Origin of the sequence: Pseudomonas sp. KCJK9016 (genome assembly GCF_046231795.1) — a bacterium.
Taxonomy (GTDB): Bacteria; Pseudomonadota; Gammaproteobacteria; order Pseudomonadales; family Pseudomonadaceae; genus Aquipseudomonas; species Aquipseudomonas bananamidigenes.
This window is the reverse complement of sequence record NZ_JBJJMM010000047.1, coordinates 1-14017: the sequence shown is the minus strand read 5'-3', so window position 1 is coordinate 14017 and position 14017 is coordinate 1. Positions and strand designations below refer to the sequence as shown.

The following is a 14017-nucleotide window of genomic DNA, read 5'->3' as shown; positions in this document are numbered from 1 at the left end:
AACACGAAATCAAAGACCTGAATGAGGTTTGTATGTCCCACCCCCGCTGGCTCAGAAACATCCGCCCCTACGGCGCCCCTGCCGAAGACCTGCTGATCGACAACGGCCGGTTCAGCCAACGCCGCCCGGCCTCCAATGCGCCGCTGGCCGCCACCGACATCGACGGCCAGAACCAGCTGCTCACCGCCCCGCTGGTGGAAAGCCACGTCCACCTCGACAAAACCTTGTATGGCCAACCCTGGCGCCCGAACAGCGCCGGCCCGACGCTCAAGGACTACATCAGCAACGAGCGCCGCGTCCTGCGTGAAGTGAAAGCGCCGATTGCCGAACGCGCCGGCGCGCTGCTGGAAAACTGCATCGCCCGGGGTTCGCTGACGATGCGCTGCCACGTCGACATCGACCCGGAGTTCGGCCTGCGTCACGTCGAAGCCATGCAGCAACTGCGCGAGCGCTATAACGACCTGATCGACCTGCAACTGGTGGTGTTTCCGCAAACCGGCCTGATCAGTCGCCCCGGCACCGCCGAACTGATGCGCGAAGCCATGGCCCTGGGCGTGGAAAACGTCGGCGGGCTCGACCCTTGCGGCATCGACAACGACCCGATTGCGCAACTGGATTTCGTGTTCAACCTGGCCAGCGAATTTCAGCGCGGTGTCGACATTCACTTGCACGACAAAGGTGAACTGGGCCTGTGGCAAATCGCGCGGATCGCCGATTACACCGAGCGTTTCAACCTGCAAAACCGGGTAATGATCAGCCACGCCTATTGCCTCGGCATGCTGCCGTGGAGTCAGGTCAAGCCGGTTGCCGAACGCCTCGCGGCGCTGGGTATTTCGCTGATGAGTTCGGCACCGGCCGACTGCGCGGTACCGCCGTTTCTGGCGTTGCGTGAGACCGGCGTCAACGTTTGCCTTGGTTCCGACGGCATCCGCGATGCGTGGTCACCGATGGGCAACGGCGACATGCTCGAACGAGCGATGCTGCTCGCATTCCGTTTTGACCTGGGCAAGGATGAAGAACTGGCGGCGGCGTTCGAGGCGGCGACGGTCAATGGGGCCTGCGCGTTAGGGATCAAGGAATATGGCTTCGACATCGGACGACCTGCGGACTTTCTACTGATGCCCGTCGAAACCCTTGGCGAAGCGGTGGTCGCCCGGCCGGTGCGCCAGGTCTATCGCGGCGGTGAACTGATCGCCAGCGGTGGTCGTTTGCTGGGCAGCCGCCTGTGAAACGGATCGGCCTGAAGGCCGGTTGCGTGGTCGGTTTCGACGGCACGCAACATGTGCTGTGGCGCGACGGCGAAGTGGTGTTTGCCGGTTCGTGCATCGAGTTTGTCGGGCGCGGTTACGAAGGGCCGGTGGATCAGTGGATCGACTACGGCAACGCGCTGATCGGCCCCGGTTTCATTGACCTCGACGCCCTCGGCGATCTCGACTCCACGGTGCTGACTCTGGACAACGGTGACGAACGCGCCATGGGCCGCATGTGGTCGGCGGAGTATCTGGCGGCCGGCCCGCGTGAATCGTTCAGCCCGGAAGAAGAAGTCTTCAAATACCGCTACGCCTTCACCCAATTGATCCGCAACGGCATCACCACGGCGATGCCGATCACCTCGATGTACTACCGCGAATGGGCGGAGACCTGCGACGAGTTCGCCGCCGTCGCCGACGTGGCGGGCGAACTGGGACTGCGCACATACCTCGGCCCCTGCTATATGAGCGGCATGAGTTACTGGCGCGCCGACGGCACCCTCGCCCACCACTGGGACGAGTCTCGGGGGCTGGCCGGGCTGGATTCGGCCGAGCGTTTTTTCAAGGATTTCGATGGCGCCCATGGTGGTCTGATTCGTGGCGCGCTGTTGCCGGATCGCATCCAGACCTGCACCCCGGCGCTGCTGCAACGGACGTCCGCATTGAGCCGTGAACTGAACGCACCGATGCGTCTGCACTGCTGTCAGGCGCCCGGTGAAGTGGCGATGGTCGAACAGCTGCGCGGCACCTCACCGCTAGGCTGGTTGCAGCAACTCGACCTGCTCACCCCGCGCAGCCTGCTACCCCACGGCATCTACACCTCGGGCGATGACGATTTGCAACGGGTCAGCGACGGCGGCGCGAGTCTGGTGCACTGCCCGCTGGTGTTTGCCCGTGACGGCGAGGCGCTGAATTCATTCGGTCACTATCGCGCCAAAGGCATCAATTTCGCCCTCGGCACCGACACCTGGCCGGCGGACTTGCTGGAGAACATGCGCCACGGTTTGAACATCGCCCGGTTGATGGAGGGCGGGCCATCGTTGACCAGCAGCCTCGACCTGTACAACGCCGCCACCCTCGGCGGTGCCAGGGCCCTGGGCCGTGACGACCTCGGGCGTCTCGCCCCCGGCGCCAAAGCCGATATCACCGTGTTCAACCTGCGCGGCCTGCACCTGGGCCCACTGTTCGACCCACTGAAAAACCTGCTGCTGGCCGGGCGCGGCGACGACTGCATCGCCAGTTACATCGACGGTCGCTGCGTGATGCACGACGGTCAGGTCAACGGTGTCGACTACCCGGCCCTGCAACGCCAGGCCCAACGCCAATACGAAAAACTGATGCGCAGCCACAGCGACCGGGCCTTTGGTCGACCGGACTGGAAAACCCTGTTCCAGCCGGCCATTCCCTTTGCCGATGACTACAGCGCCGAAACGCCGTTGAGCGCCATTGATCCACTTCTTTAGAGAACACTGCCATGCACAGCTTCGATTTCAGCCAACTGAGCCCACGGGAAAAATACAAAATACTGATCGGCAGCGTGGTGCCGCGCCCGATCGCTCTGGTCACCACCATCGATGGCGAAGGCCGGGTCAATGCAGCGCCGTTCAGCTTCTTCAACGCGCTGTCGGCGGATCCGCCCATTCTCGCGCTCGGTGTCGAGAACTACGGCGACCAGAGCCCCAAGGACACCACGCGCAATATCCAGATGAATCAGGAGTTCACCGTCAACATCGTCAACGATGCGCTGGTCGAAGCCATGAACGTCTGTGCCGTGCCGTTCGCGCCGGGCTTCGATGAACTGACCGCTGCCGGCCTGACGGCAATCCCCGGCGCTTCGGTCAACTGTCCGCGAATCGGCGAAGCTCCGGTGGCGCTGGAATGTCGGCGGATGATGGCACTGAACATCGGTCAGTCGCGGGAGATCATTTTCGGCGAGGTGTTGATGGCGCATGTGCGCGACGAATTGATCGACCCGAAAACCCTGTACATCGATCAATTGGGGCTGGATGCGATCGGCCGCATGGGTGGCCATGGTTATGCGCGGACCCGGGATTACTTCGATTTGCCGACCCGCTCGTTGCAAGCGTGGACGGAGGCGCCGGGGGGTGGCGAGCGGTTCTGGCCCGTCAAATAAAACGGCGGATGAACACATTGCCCCCCTGTGGGAGCGAGCTTGCTCCCACAGGACCTATATCATTTGCTCAGTCAGTGCCGTACTTCGGCGATCGTGGCCCGTACAGCAGGCCCGCCGGATGTCCGGCCGACAGCAGTCGATTACTGGCCACACCGGCAATCGGGTAACCGGCATCGGTGGAACTGTTGACGATCTGTTTCACCGCAGCGGTGATCAGCGCGCCGATCAGGCCGCCGCCACTGTTGTTGCCGCCCTCCTCGCTGGACGCCCGGGCCGCACCGGTCCACAGGGTGGTGCCGGTTTTCAGGTCCACCAGTCTGGCGCTGGCCGTCACTGCGGTTTCGCTGCTGAGGACCATGTAGCGCGTGCCGTACTCGCTGACGGTGATATACAGCGCCGCGTCGGCACCAAAGATTTCCTGCAGCTTGTTGACCGGTGCCTGATGAATGTCATCCGGCGTGGTCAGGCCGTTCTGGCGGAACGTCTCGTCGACCAGGGTGATCGGCAGCACGTAATAACCGGCCTCGGCCAGCGGGAACGTCACTTGCGACAACAGGCTGTAGGACGCCTTGACGTCCGGCGAGGTGTTCAGCGGCGGCAGCACCAGAATGGATTTCGGCCGCGCTTGCTTGTACGCCGAGTAGTCCACGGTTTTAGGTGCAACGCAGCCACCCAGAACGGTCAGTGCCAGGCCTGCGGCCAGCCCTTTCAAGGCACGCGAGATCATTGCGCATCTCCGGTCTTGGCGTTCTTGAGCAGAAAGTCCATATAGGTGCCGGACTCGGGGAACAGGGTCTTCTCGGTGCGCAATTGCTGCACCATCTGATCATCCTTGCCCATGCTCAGGTACAGCAGACCAAGGTGCGCGTGGTAACCCGGCGGAACAGGCTTGCCACTGGCGCGGATCTTTTGCAGATCGGCTTCCAGCGCTTCGGCCTGAGCCTCTTTCGGCGTTTCGCTTTTGAAGTATTCGTAGACTTGTGGCTGGTAGCCTTCCCACTGATACAGGGTCTGCGGGCTGCTGCAACCGGCCAGCAATGCGCTGGCAGTCAGTGTCAGGGCCATCAGCGGCCGGGACAGGGACAGATTCATGGTGTGTTGCTCCTTGCGATGGGCGTCTATCAGTTGCCCGGTTTCCAGGCACCGGCGTTCATGCCATCGACCAGGCGATTGATCGCCTCGCGCATGGCCAGATCGAGGACTTTGCCGTTGAGGGTGGAGTCGTAGGCAGCGGTGCCGCCGAAGCCGATGATTTCGCGGTTGGACAAGGCGTATTCGCCGGCTCCCTGGGTCGAATACACCACTTCGGAGGTGCTGATGTTGACGATGTTCAGGTTGACCTTGGCGTAGGCGACCTGGGTCTTGCCGCGACCGAGAATGCCGAACAGCTGGTGATCGCCGGTCTCTTTGCGACCGAACTCGGTAACGTCACCGGTCACCACATAATCGGCACCTTTCAGACGCTGGGCCTGGCCCTTGATCGCCGCCTCCTGCTGGATTTCGCCCATGTTGTCGCGATCGAGCACAGAGAAGCGGTTGGTCTGCTGCAAGTGGGTGATCAGGATGGTCTTGGCCTGACCACCGAGACGGTCGACGCCGTCGGAGAAGATTCCGCGCATGTAGCTCGAACGGTTGTCGAACTTGCCCACGGCCATCGGGATACGGGCGCCGGTCCAGACCTGGGTGGCGCTTTCCACCTTGGCCACCGGCAATGCGCGGGAGCTTTCGGTGGCGCAACCGGCGAGCGAACCGGCCAGGGTGCCGAGGACGGCAATCGCAATGCCCGAGACCAACATCCGGGAGATCATTCTCACTGTGCATTCCTTCTGAAAATCGATGTGTCCCGGCACGGCGAAGTCGTGGGGGATCGGGAAAGGGGCGGCATTATGCCAAAGTGCCATCAGCGAGGACAGGTTTTTTTGACGCCAGTGAATTGGCTAAACGTCAGACATGAAACCCGGTGGGAGCGAGCCTGCTCGCGATAACGGGTTGACATTCAATATTGATGTTGGCTGAACCGACGCATTCGCGAGCAGGCTCGCTCCCACATTCTTGCAGGTGTCAGTGGAAGTCGCGGCTCTGTACGCGGATGCCGTTGAGCAGCGGGGTCAGATCACTCAAGCGCCCGGCGATCAGATGCCGCACTTCGCCTTCCCGCTCCCAGCGGCCATCGACCTTGAGCAGCTGCGAGCCCACCAGCACCTGGCGTTGACGCTCGGCCAGATCGCGCCAGACCACCACGTTGACGTTGCCGAACTCGTCCTCCAGGGTCACGAAGGTCACACCGCTGGCGGTGGCCGGGCGCTGACGGCCGGTCACCAACCCTGCCACGCTGACCGGTCGGCCATGCCCGACCTCCAGCAATTCCCGGGAACTGCGACAGCGCCGTGCCCGCAACTCATCGCGCAACAACGTCAGCGGATGCGGCCCCAGCGTGGTGCCGAGCGTGGCGTAATCGGTGAACAGGTCTTCGCTGACACTCGGCGTTGGCAGCACCACCTGCGGCTCTTCCTGACTCGGCACCCCGGCAAACAACCCGAGCTGTTTCTGCACGCCCGCCACTTCCCAGCGCGCCCGATGGCGATGCCCGGCCAGGCCGCGCAACGCACCGGCATCCGCCAGCAATGCCTGGGCCCGACTGTCGAGCCCGGCCCGTTCGCCCAGATCGGCGACATCGGCAAACGCGCCCCTCGCCCGAGCGCTCTCAATGCTACGTGCATCGTCCTCGCGAAACCCCTTGATCATGCGCAGGCCCATGCGGATTGCCGGTTGGGCGCCGGTGACCGGTTCCAGGCTGCAATCCCAGTCACTGGCGCGCACGTCCACCGGGCGGATCTGCAAATGATGCCGGCGAGCGTCCTGAAGAATCTGATCCGGACTGTAGAAACCCATCGGCCAGCTGTTGATCAGCGCACAGGCGAACGCCGCCGGTTCGTGGCACTTGAGCCAGCAACTGGCATAGGTCAGCAAGGCAAAACTGGCGGCGTGGGACTCGGGAAAACCGTAACTGCCAAAGCCCTTGATCTGCTCGAAAATCTGCGCGGCAAATTCCGGGCTGTAGCCGTTTTTCTTCATGCCGGCCGCCAGCCGCTCTTTGTGCGGTTCCAGCCCGCCGTGGCGTTTCCAAGCGGCCATGGAACGGCGCAACTGGTCGGCCTCGCCGGGGCTGTAGTCGGCGGCGACGATGGCGATCTGCATCACCTGCTCCTGAAACAGCGGCACACCGAGGGTGCGTTTGAGCACCGCCTTCAGTTCCGGCGACGGATAGGTTTCCTCTTCTTCCTTGTTCCGCCGCCGCAAGTACGGATGCACCATCCCGCCCTGGATCGGCCCGGGCCGGACAATGGCCACTTCGATCACCAGGTCGTAGAAGTCTTGCGGGCGCAGACGCGGCAGCATCGACATCTGCGCCCGGGATTCGATCTGGAACACGCCGATGGTGTCGGCGCGGCTGATCATGTCGTAGGTCGGGCGATCGTCAGCCGGGATGGTCGCCAGGCTCAGATCCTGATGACGATGACGGCGCAGCAGATCGAAACAGCGACGAATCGCGCTGAGCATGCCGAGGGCGAGGATATCCACCTTGAGCAGCCCGACGGCGTCGAGGTCGTCCTTGTCCCACTGGATGATGGTGCGGTCGGCCATGGCGGCGTTTTCCACCGGCACCAGGGTGTCCAGCGGTTGCTCGGAAATCACGAAACCGCCTGGATGCTGCGACAGATGCCGGGGAAAACCGATCAGTTGCCCGGTCAGGCTCAGCACCCGGTGCAGGATCGGGCTGTCCGGATCGAAGCCGTTTTCACGCAGGCGTTCCACGGGCGGTGTTTCATCGCTCCAGTGGCCGCAGCAATCGGCCAGTGCATTGATCTGGTCAGGCGGCAATCCGAGGGCCTTGGCCACATCGCGGATCGCGCCGGTCGCGTGATAGGTGCTGACCACCGCCGTCAGCGCCGCACGACGGCGGCCATAACGACGAAATACATATTGCAGGACCTCTTCCCGGCGCTCGTGCTCGAAATCCACGTCGATGTCCGGCGGCTCGTTGCGCTCCTTCGACATGAACCGCTCGAACAGCAGCGTGGTGCGATCCGGATCGATCTCGGTGATGCCCAGGGCAAAACACACCGCCGAGTTGGCCGCCGAGCCCCGCCCCTGGCAGAGGATCTTCTGCTCACGAGCGAAGCGCACCACGTCGTACACGGTGAGGAAGTAGCTTTCGTAGCCGAGTTCGGCGATCAGCTTCAGTTCCTTGTTGATCTGCCTCAGCACCTTGAAGGGCGCGCCGTTTTTCCAGCGCCAGGCAATGCCCTGTTTAGTCAACTGTCGCAGCCAGGAACGACCCGAGTGTCCATCGGGCACCAGCTCTTTCGGATACTGATAACGCAATTGGCTCAAATCGAAGGTGCAGCGCCGGGCCAGTTTCACCGATTCGTCCAGCAAGGTCTGCGGATACAACTCGCGCAACACATCAAGGCTGCGCAAATGCCGCTCGCCGTTGGGGTGCAGACGCAACCCGGCCTCGGCCACCGGGACGTGATGGCGGATCGCGGTCATGGTGTCCTGCAAGGCCCGCCGACCACGGGCGTGCATGTGCACATCGCCACTGGCCACCGCTGGCACTTGCAGCTCGTCCGCCAGACTCAGCAGTGCCGCCAGCCGTTGCTGATCGTTCTGCCCGCGATGCAACTGCACCGCCAGCCATAAAGATTCGCCGAAGGTCTGTTTCAGCCAGCGGCCTTCTTCCACGTCATCGACCGTATCCGGCACCCACAGCACCAGCAACCCCGGCAACGGCTCGCTGAAATCCTCGCGCAGCACTTGATACTGGCCTTTCTGCGTGCGCCGTCGGGCTTGGGTGATCAAGCCGCACAGTGCCTGATAACCTTCGATGTTCTCTGCCAGCAACACCAGTTTCGGGCCGTTCTCGAGGCGGAACTCGCTGCCGATGATCAGTGGCAACTCAACCGACTTCGCTGCCTGCCAGGCCCGGACGATTCCGGCAAGCGTGCATTCATCGGTGATCGCCAGCGCCTGATAGCCGTGCTTTTTTGCACGCTGAAACAGCTCCAGCGCACTGGACGCGCCGCGCTGGAAGCTGAAGTTCGACAGGCAATGCAGCTCGGCATAACCCTGATTCACGCGAACCAGCCCTGCAGCCACAACGGGCCGCCCTCACCCACCGCCCGGTACGCCCAGCCTTGCTGGCCGGCACGGTTCTGGATCAGGTAATAGTCGCGGCGCACGTCGTCGCCGTCCCACCAGCCGGACTCGATGCGTTCCGGCCCCATGAGGATGCGCGCCGAACCTTCGGGCACGGCCTGCGGCTCGCCCAGCAACCAGCCCGGGCGCTGCACACCCGGCAACGCAGGGCAACGCTGTTTGTCATCGGCGTTCTGCCACGCGCACTCAGGGCGATGATCGGCCTGGAAGCGCAGGCCCTGCACCGCGTCATCCCCCAGCCGTGCCCGCAGGCGTTCGCGCAATTGCTCCCAGGGCAAGGTCTGCTGCGGACGCTCGTCGAACAGCTCCTGAAACTGCGGCACGAAACTCGGCAAGTCCTCGGCACGCAGGCGAAAACCGCGCACCGGGGCCTCGACCTGCACCTGCTCCAGCCGGCCACGGGCCAGCTCGAAGAGCATCGCCGGGTCGCGCTCGACGCTGAGCAGGCCGACCTTGATCAGCGTGTCCGGCAGCCCCGCATGTTCCAGGTGCAGATCGAAGCGTTGCACGCCACTGTCGCGCCCGCACAGGAACGCCGACAGATCGGCGGTCAGGCGACGCAACGGAAACAGCAGCGCCTGATGGGACTGCACGTCGAAATTGAGCTCGATGCGCACATCGAAGCGATCCGGCGGCAGGTAGAACGCCAGCGCCAGTGGTCGTGCGCCGAACAGCGTGTCCAGATGCTTGAGCACCGGCGCCTCGAAACGCCGGGCCAGCGCCTGGCGCGGCAGGCTCTGTACCTGATGGAGGTGACGCAGCCCCATGCGCGACAACGCCGTGGCCACGCCCGGCTCCAGCCCGATGCGGTCGACCGGCAACTGCCCGAGGTGATGGCGCAGGGCTTCACCGTCGGGCACCACCAATCCGTCATAGGCGTTGGCCAATATCCGCGCCGCCACCGGGTTGGGCGCGGCGACGATGCGATGACGAAACCCCAGCTCCGTCAGTTCCGTGCGCAAACGTGCCTCGAACTGCGCCCAGGAACCGAACAGCCCGAGGCTCGATTCGATCTCGAACACCACGGTGCGCGGGTAATGCACGCTGACCTGAGCGCTGAAGCGATAGGCCCAGGCGGCGAGAAACTGCTGCCAGTGCCCGACCTCCGCCATGTCGTAATCGACGGTGGCAAAGCCTTTGCTCAAGGCCTGTGCGGCGGTCATCGACTGCCCCGGACGCAAACCCAGTGCCCGCGCCGCCGGATTGACCGCCTGCAGCACCCGGCGCTGGGCCGGGCCACTGAGCAGCGCCAGGGGTTGCTCGGGATCGGGACGCTGACGCAGCACGGCGTCGAGGGCCAATTGCGGGAACAGAATACAAACCCAGCGCATGGTGACCTCAATGCCCCACGGCAAAGGCAATCGGGGCGGTACGCGCCAGGCCGCCCCGGCACTTGAGTACACGCAACTGCGCCGGACGCGCATCGATGGCAATGCGCAGCGCGGCTGGCGACGGATTCACCGCCTCGCTCAAGGGACGCCAGGCGAACGCCAGCGTCTGGCCGGTTTCCGCCGCCACCTGCAAACGGCGCAAGGCACGGTCATCGGCCTTGTGCGGCCAGCACAGCACCGCGCCGCAACTGCCCGAACGCAGGCATTGTTCCGCCGCCCACAAGGCATCGCGCTCGCTGGCCCGGATCACCGACAACTGGCGCAAATCAACCCCGGCATTGGCCCAGGCCTGCGGGTACGGCACGAACGGCGGCGCCACCAGCACGATGCGCTCGCCCGCCGCCGACAACCGCGCCAGGGTCGGCCACACCAGTTGCAGCTCGCCCACCCCCGGCCCGGCCAGAAGGATTTCGCTCAGCGCCGCCTCCGGCCAGCCACCACTGGGCAAGGCCGCATCCAGCGCCGCGTGCCCGGTGGGTTGCGGGCTGGCGGCCGGTGGCGCAGGCCGGCCCTTCCAGACCTGACCGCCATTGAACAGCGTATCCAGCGCAACGACGGCACCCATCAGCCTTGCCTCACCAGACCGCAGAACACGCCTTCGATGGCCAGGTCCTGATCGTCACGTACCACAATCGGCTGGTACGCCGGGTTGCGCGGCAACAGGCGAACCTCATCGCCGACCCGCTCGAAGCGTTTGATGGTGACCTCGCCGTCGAGCCGCGCCACCACGATCTGGCCGTTGAGCGCTTCGGGATTGCGCCGCACGCCGACCAGATCGCCGTCGAGAATGCCGTCCTCGATCATCGAGTCGCCCTGCACCCGCAGCATGTAGTCGGGCGTGCGGGAGAACAGCGCCGGGTCGAGCATCAACCGATTGTGAATGTCGGCATCGGCGCCGATGGGCGCACCGGCAGCCACCCGGCCGAGCACCGGCACATCGAGCAGCTCCGGCCGCGCCGGCTGCCCGAGCAAACGAATGCCCCGGGCCTGATGCGGATTGACCTCGATGAACCCGGCTTCGGTGAGCGCCAGCACATGCTTGCGCGCCACGCTGCGGGAGGCAAAACCAAAAGCCTCGCTGATTTCAGCGAGGCTTGGGGGCTGACCGTGTTCGGCGATGCGTTCGCGGATGAAGGTCAGGATGGCGGTACGGCGGGGAGTCAGAGTCGTCATGGAGTACATTTGTACTCTTGTGGGAATTTCCTGACAAGCACCGCCAGTCAGCTCAAACCGCGCTCCGCCAGAACCCCTCACGGATGATCGTTCCCACGCTCTGCGTGGGAACGATCTCTCCGTCAGTTCAAACCGCGTTCGGCGAGAAACTCTGAAATGTAATCAATGAACGCCACGACCTTGGCCGTCGCCCGCCGATGGCTGGGGTACACGGCCAGTATGTGCGGGCCGAAGCTGTCCGGATCGATCTCGTAATCGGCCATGACCCGCACCAGTCGTCCATCGGCGATGTACGGCGCGGCACTCCACAGCGGTGTATGCAGCAGACCGCGTCCGGCCAGGGCACTGGCCAGCAGCAGGTCGTAATTGTCGCTGCGCAACCGCGGTGCCGCCGGTTGCGCCAGGCTCAGGCGCTGACCGTCGCGCTCGGCCCACCAGAAATCGCGGCTGAGCAACGGATGCCGATACAGCAGCCATTCATGTTGATCGAGGGTTTGCGGCGTGACCGGCAAGCCCTTGCGCGCCAGGTATCCGGGGCTGCCGCACAGCGCCAGACGATTGCTGCCGATCACCCGGGCAATCAGCCCCGGCAAATCGTCATGGCCCTCGCGCAGCGCCAGGTCGTAGCCGCTTTCCAGCAGATTGACGAACTCGTCGCACAAATCCACTTGCAGGCTGATCTGTGGGTATTGCTGCAAAAAGCCGTCACACACCTGATCGAGAAAAGCCCGCCCGTACGCCAGCGGTGCCGTGATTTTCAGGCTGCCGCGCAGGCCGTGCTGCAACTGCTCGATTTCTTCACCGGCCTCGTCCAGCCGTTGCAGCACCTGCCTGGCAGTTTCCAGGTAGAGCCGGCCAATTTCCGTCAGCAGAATCCGCCGCGTGCTGCGCTCGAACAGCCGCGCGCCGAGTTCGGATTCCAGATGATTGACCGCTTTGGTCAGGGCCGACGGGGTCTTGCCCAGTTGCTCGGCAGCGCGGCTGAAACTGCCGAGCTGCGCGGTGACCACGAACATTTTCAATGCACCCAGCTTGTCCATGCTTTTTCCATTCAGGCAAAAACGTTTTTCGTGAGGGAGGCGTTCTGTCGGGCGTTGGCAGCCACTAATCTGGCCATCAGACGCAATAACAAGGAAATGTTCAATGAAAAGATTCATCCCGCTTTTCAGCAAAAACCTGTTGATCGCCGCGGTGAGTTTTGCCTCGATGGAAGCCATGGCAGCTACCGATCTGGTGCTGCTCAATGGCAAGATTTTCACCGCCGACCGCACTCAACCGCAGGTTCAGGCACTGGCCGTGGAGAACGGCAAGGTGCTGAAAGTCGGCACCGATGCGCAGATCAAAGCCTTGATCGAACCCGGCACCCAAGTAATCGATCTTCAAGGCAAGGCCATGATGCCCGGCTTGATCGACAGCCATTCCCACGCGATTTTCGGCGGACTGGAAATGCTCTCGGCGAACATGGAAGACGAGGTGGTCGAACTCGACGAACTGGAAAAACGCCTGCGCGGCTGGCGGGACGACGGCAAGGCCCGGCATGCCGATGTGTTGAGCGTGGCCGGCATGAGTTCGGCATACTGGGCCAAAGCTGAAGCGCTGGGCAAGATCTTCAACCACGGCGAATGGGCCGACGTGCCGGTGGTGTTTACCGGCAGCGATCACCACACCGCATGGGCCAACAACGTCATGCTCAAACGTGCGGGGATCGATGCCGCGCTGCTGAAAACCCTGCCTGATGCGGAAAAAGACACCATCGGCAAGCTCCCCAATGGTGAGCCGAACGGCTTTGTGGTCGATGCCGGTTGGGATCGGGTAGCCTCGAAAATGCCGGTGCCGAGCTCCACCGACATGCTCAAGGCGGCGCAATCGGCGTTGCGTTTCAACAACAGCCTCGGCATCACCGCGTGGATGGATCCCGCCGCCAATGCCGCACCGGGCGAGCCGGTGTTCGCGCTCAAGCCCACCGAAAAAACCGTCGGCGTATTGCCAGCCTACAAGGCCCTGTCGGACAGCGGCGGCATGACCGCCCACGTCGCCGCGCTGCTGGTGGCCAACCCGAAAAGCATCCCGGCCGATCTCGACACCCTCGACAAGGTACGCCGGCAGTTTCAGGGCATTCCCAATCTGACGCTGCCGGGGATCAAGATTTTCGCCGATGGTGTGATCGAATACCCGGCCCAGAGCGCGGCGATGATCGACCCCTACAGCAACTCGCACAAACAGGGCGAGTTGCTGATCGATCCGCAGCACTTCGGCGAGCTGGTCAGCGCCATCGATCAGCGTGGCTGGCTGGTGCACATCCACGCCATCGGCGACCGCGCGGTGCGCGAATCACTGAATGGCATTGCCCAGGCGCGCAAGGACCGGCAGAGCGGCGTGACACACTCGATCACCCACCTGCAAATGGTCAATCCCAAGGAGTTCGCCCGCTTCAAGCCGCTGAACGTGATTGCCTCGATGCAACTGCTGTGGGCCAGCGCCGATGACTACACCACTGACATGATCAAGCCCTACGTCAGCGCCCTCGCCTTTCGTTATCAATACCCGGCGCACTCGCTGCTCAAGCAAGGCGCGACGATTGCCGGCGCCAGCGACTGGCCGGTGTCCTCGCCGAACCCGTTCAACGCCATCGCCCAGGCCATTACCCGCACCGGCCCGCTGGGCGTGCTCAACGCCGACGAACGCCTGGACCGCGAAACTATGTTCTACGCCTATACCGTCAACGCGGCGCGAACGATCGGTCTGGAAAAACAGATCGGCTCACTGAGCCCCGGCAAACAGGCCGATTTCATCGTGCTCGATCGCGATGTGTTCAGCGTCGACGACAAAGCCCTGCATGACACGAAGGT

12 protein-coding genes are annotated in these 14017 nt (G+C 63.5%); 4 read left to right on the top strand and 8 right to left on the bottom strand.

What is annotated here, in order from left to right:
- Nucleotides 1-32 precede the first annotated feature (32 nt).
- Genes ACK6BI_RS27350 through ACK6BI_RS27340 form a run of 3 tightly spaced genes read left to right on the top strand, consistent with a single transcriptional unit; the run spans nt 33 to nt 3384 of the window.
- Nucleotides 33-1229, top strand: a complete 1197-nt coding sequence (locus ACK6BI_RS27350) for an amidohydrolase family protein (protein ID WP_409319571.1) — start codon at nt 33-35, stop codon at nt 1227-1229.
- Nucleotides 1226-2713, top strand: coding sequence for an amidohydrolase family protein (locus ACK6BI_RS27345; RefSeq protein WP_409319570.1), 1488 nt, complete (start codon nt 1226-1228; stop codon nt 2711-2713). Before ACK6BI_RS27350 ends, ACK6BI_RS27345 begins: the two co-directional genes overlap by 4 nt.
- Before the next feature lie 11 nt (nt 2714-2724).
- Nucleotides 2725-3384: a flavin reductase family protein gene (locus tag ACK6BI_RS27340; RefSeq protein ID WP_409319569.1), complete on the top strand. Its 660-nt coding sequence runs from the start codon at nt 2725-2727 to the stop codon at nt 3382-3384.
- A gap of 67 nt (nt 3385-3451) precedes the next feature.
- Here the strand turns inward: ACK6BI_RS27340 and ACK6BI_RS27335 are convergent, their stop codons facing one another.
- The 8 genes from ACK6BI_RS27335 to ACK6BI_RS27300 all read right to left on the bottom strand — a co-directional run bounded on the left by ACK6BI_RS27335 (nt 3452) and on the right by ACK6BI_RS27300 (nt 12208).
- Nucleotides 3452-4111, bottom strand: coding sequence for a DUF799 domain-containing protein (locus ACK6BI_RS27335; RefSeq protein ID WP_409319568.1), 660 nt, complete (start codon nt 4109-4111; stop codon nt 3452-3454).
- Nucleotides 4108-4476 (bottom strand): DUF4810 domain-containing protein, encoded by a 369-nt coding sequence (locus tag ACK6BI_RS27330; protein ID WP_409319567.1) that lies wholly within the window; start codon nt 4474-4476, stop codon nt 4108-4110. Before ACK6BI_RS27330 ends, ACK6BI_RS27335 begins: the two co-directional genes overlap by 4 nt.
- Nucleotides 4477-4505: 29 nt before the next feature.
- Nucleotides 4506-5192, bottom strand: a complete 687-nt coding sequence (locus ACK6BI_RS27325; RefSeq protein ID WP_409319583.1) for a CsgG/HfaB family protein — start codon at nt 5190-5192, stop codon at nt 4506-4508.
- 253 nt (nt 5193-5445) lie between these two features.
- Nucleotides 5446-8544 carry an error-prone DNA polymerase gene (locus tag ACK6BI_RS27320; RefSeq protein ID WP_409319566.1) on the bottom strand — a complete coding sequence of 1033 codons (3099 nt, stop codon included), beginning with the start codon at nt 8542-8544 and terminating at the stop codon, nt 5446-5448.
- Complete coding sequence (locus ACK6BI_RS27315) at nt 8520-9935, bottom strand: Y-family DNA polymerase (protein ID WP_409319565.1); 1416 nt, start codon at nt 9933-9935, stop codon at nt 8520-8522. The genes ACK6BI_RS27320 and ACK6BI_RS27315 overlap by 25 nt, the downstream gene beginning before the upstream one ends.
- A gap of 7 nt (nt 9936-9942) precedes the next feature.
- Nucleotides 9943-10560, bottom strand: coding sequence for a translesion DNA synthesis-associated protein ImuA (gene imuA / locus ACK6BI_RS27310; protein WP_409319564.1), 618 nt, complete (start codon nt 10558-10560; stop codon nt 9943-9945).
- Complete coding sequence (gene lexA / locus ACK6BI_RS27305) at nt 10560-11177, bottom strand: transcriptional repressor LexA (RefSeq protein ID WP_409319563.1); 618 nt, start codon at nt 11175-11177, stop codon at nt 10560-10562. The genes imuA and lexA overlap by 1 nt, the downstream gene beginning before the upstream one ends.
- A 113-nt stretch (nt 11178-11290) precedes the next feature.
- Nucleotides 11291-12208, bottom strand: a complete 918-nt coding sequence (locus tag ACK6BI_RS27300) for a LysR substrate-binding domain-containing protein (protein ID WP_409319562.1) — start codon at nt 12206-12208, stop codon at nt 11291-11293.
- A 103-nt stretch (nt 12209-12311) separates the two neighbouring features.
- On the opposite strand from ACK6BI_RS27300, the gene ACK6BI_RS27295 reads away from it, so the two are divergent.
- Nucleotides 12312-14017 (top strand): amidohydrolase (locus tag ACK6BI_RS27295; RefSeq protein WP_409319561.1); only part of this gene is annotated, 1706 nt, incomplete at its 3' end.

Coding starts and splice junctions, on each gene's coding strand:
- ACK6BI_RS27350 (WP_409319571.1), top strand. CDS start 33: ATGTCCCACCCCCGCTGGCTCAGAAACATCCGCCCCTACGGCGCCCCT.
- ACK6BI_RS27340 (WP_409319569.1), top strand. CDS start 2,725: ATGCACAGCTTCGATTTCAGCCAACTGAGCCCACGGGAAAAATACAAA.
- ACK6BI_RS27335 (WP_409319568.1), bottom strand. CDS start 4,111: ATGATCTCGCGTGCCTTGAAAGGGCTGGCCGCAGGCCTGGCACTGACC.
- ACK6BI_RS27330 (WP_409319567.1), bottom strand. CDS start 4,476: ATGAATCTGTCCCTGTCCCGGCCGCTGATGGCCCTGACACTGACTGCC.
- ACK6BI_RS27325 (WP_409319583.1), bottom strand. CDS start 5,192: ATGATCTCCCGGATGTTGGTCTCGGGCATTGCGATTGCCGTCCTCGGC.
- ACK6BI_RS27315 (WP_409319565.1), bottom strand. CDS start 9,935: ATGCGCTGGGTTTGTATTCTGTTCCCGCAATTGGCCCTCGACGCCGTG.
- imuA (WP_409319564.1), bottom strand. CDS start 10,560: ATGGGTGCCGTCGTTGCGCTGGATACGCTGTTCAATGGCGGTCAGGTC.
- lexA (WP_409319563.1), bottom strand. CDS start 11,177: ATGTACTCCATGACGACTCTGACTCCCCGCCGTACCGCCATCCTGACC.
- ACK6BI_RS27300 (WP_409319562.1), bottom strand. CDS start 12,208: ATGGACAAGCTGGGTGCATTGAAAATGTTCGTGGTCACCGCGCAGCTC.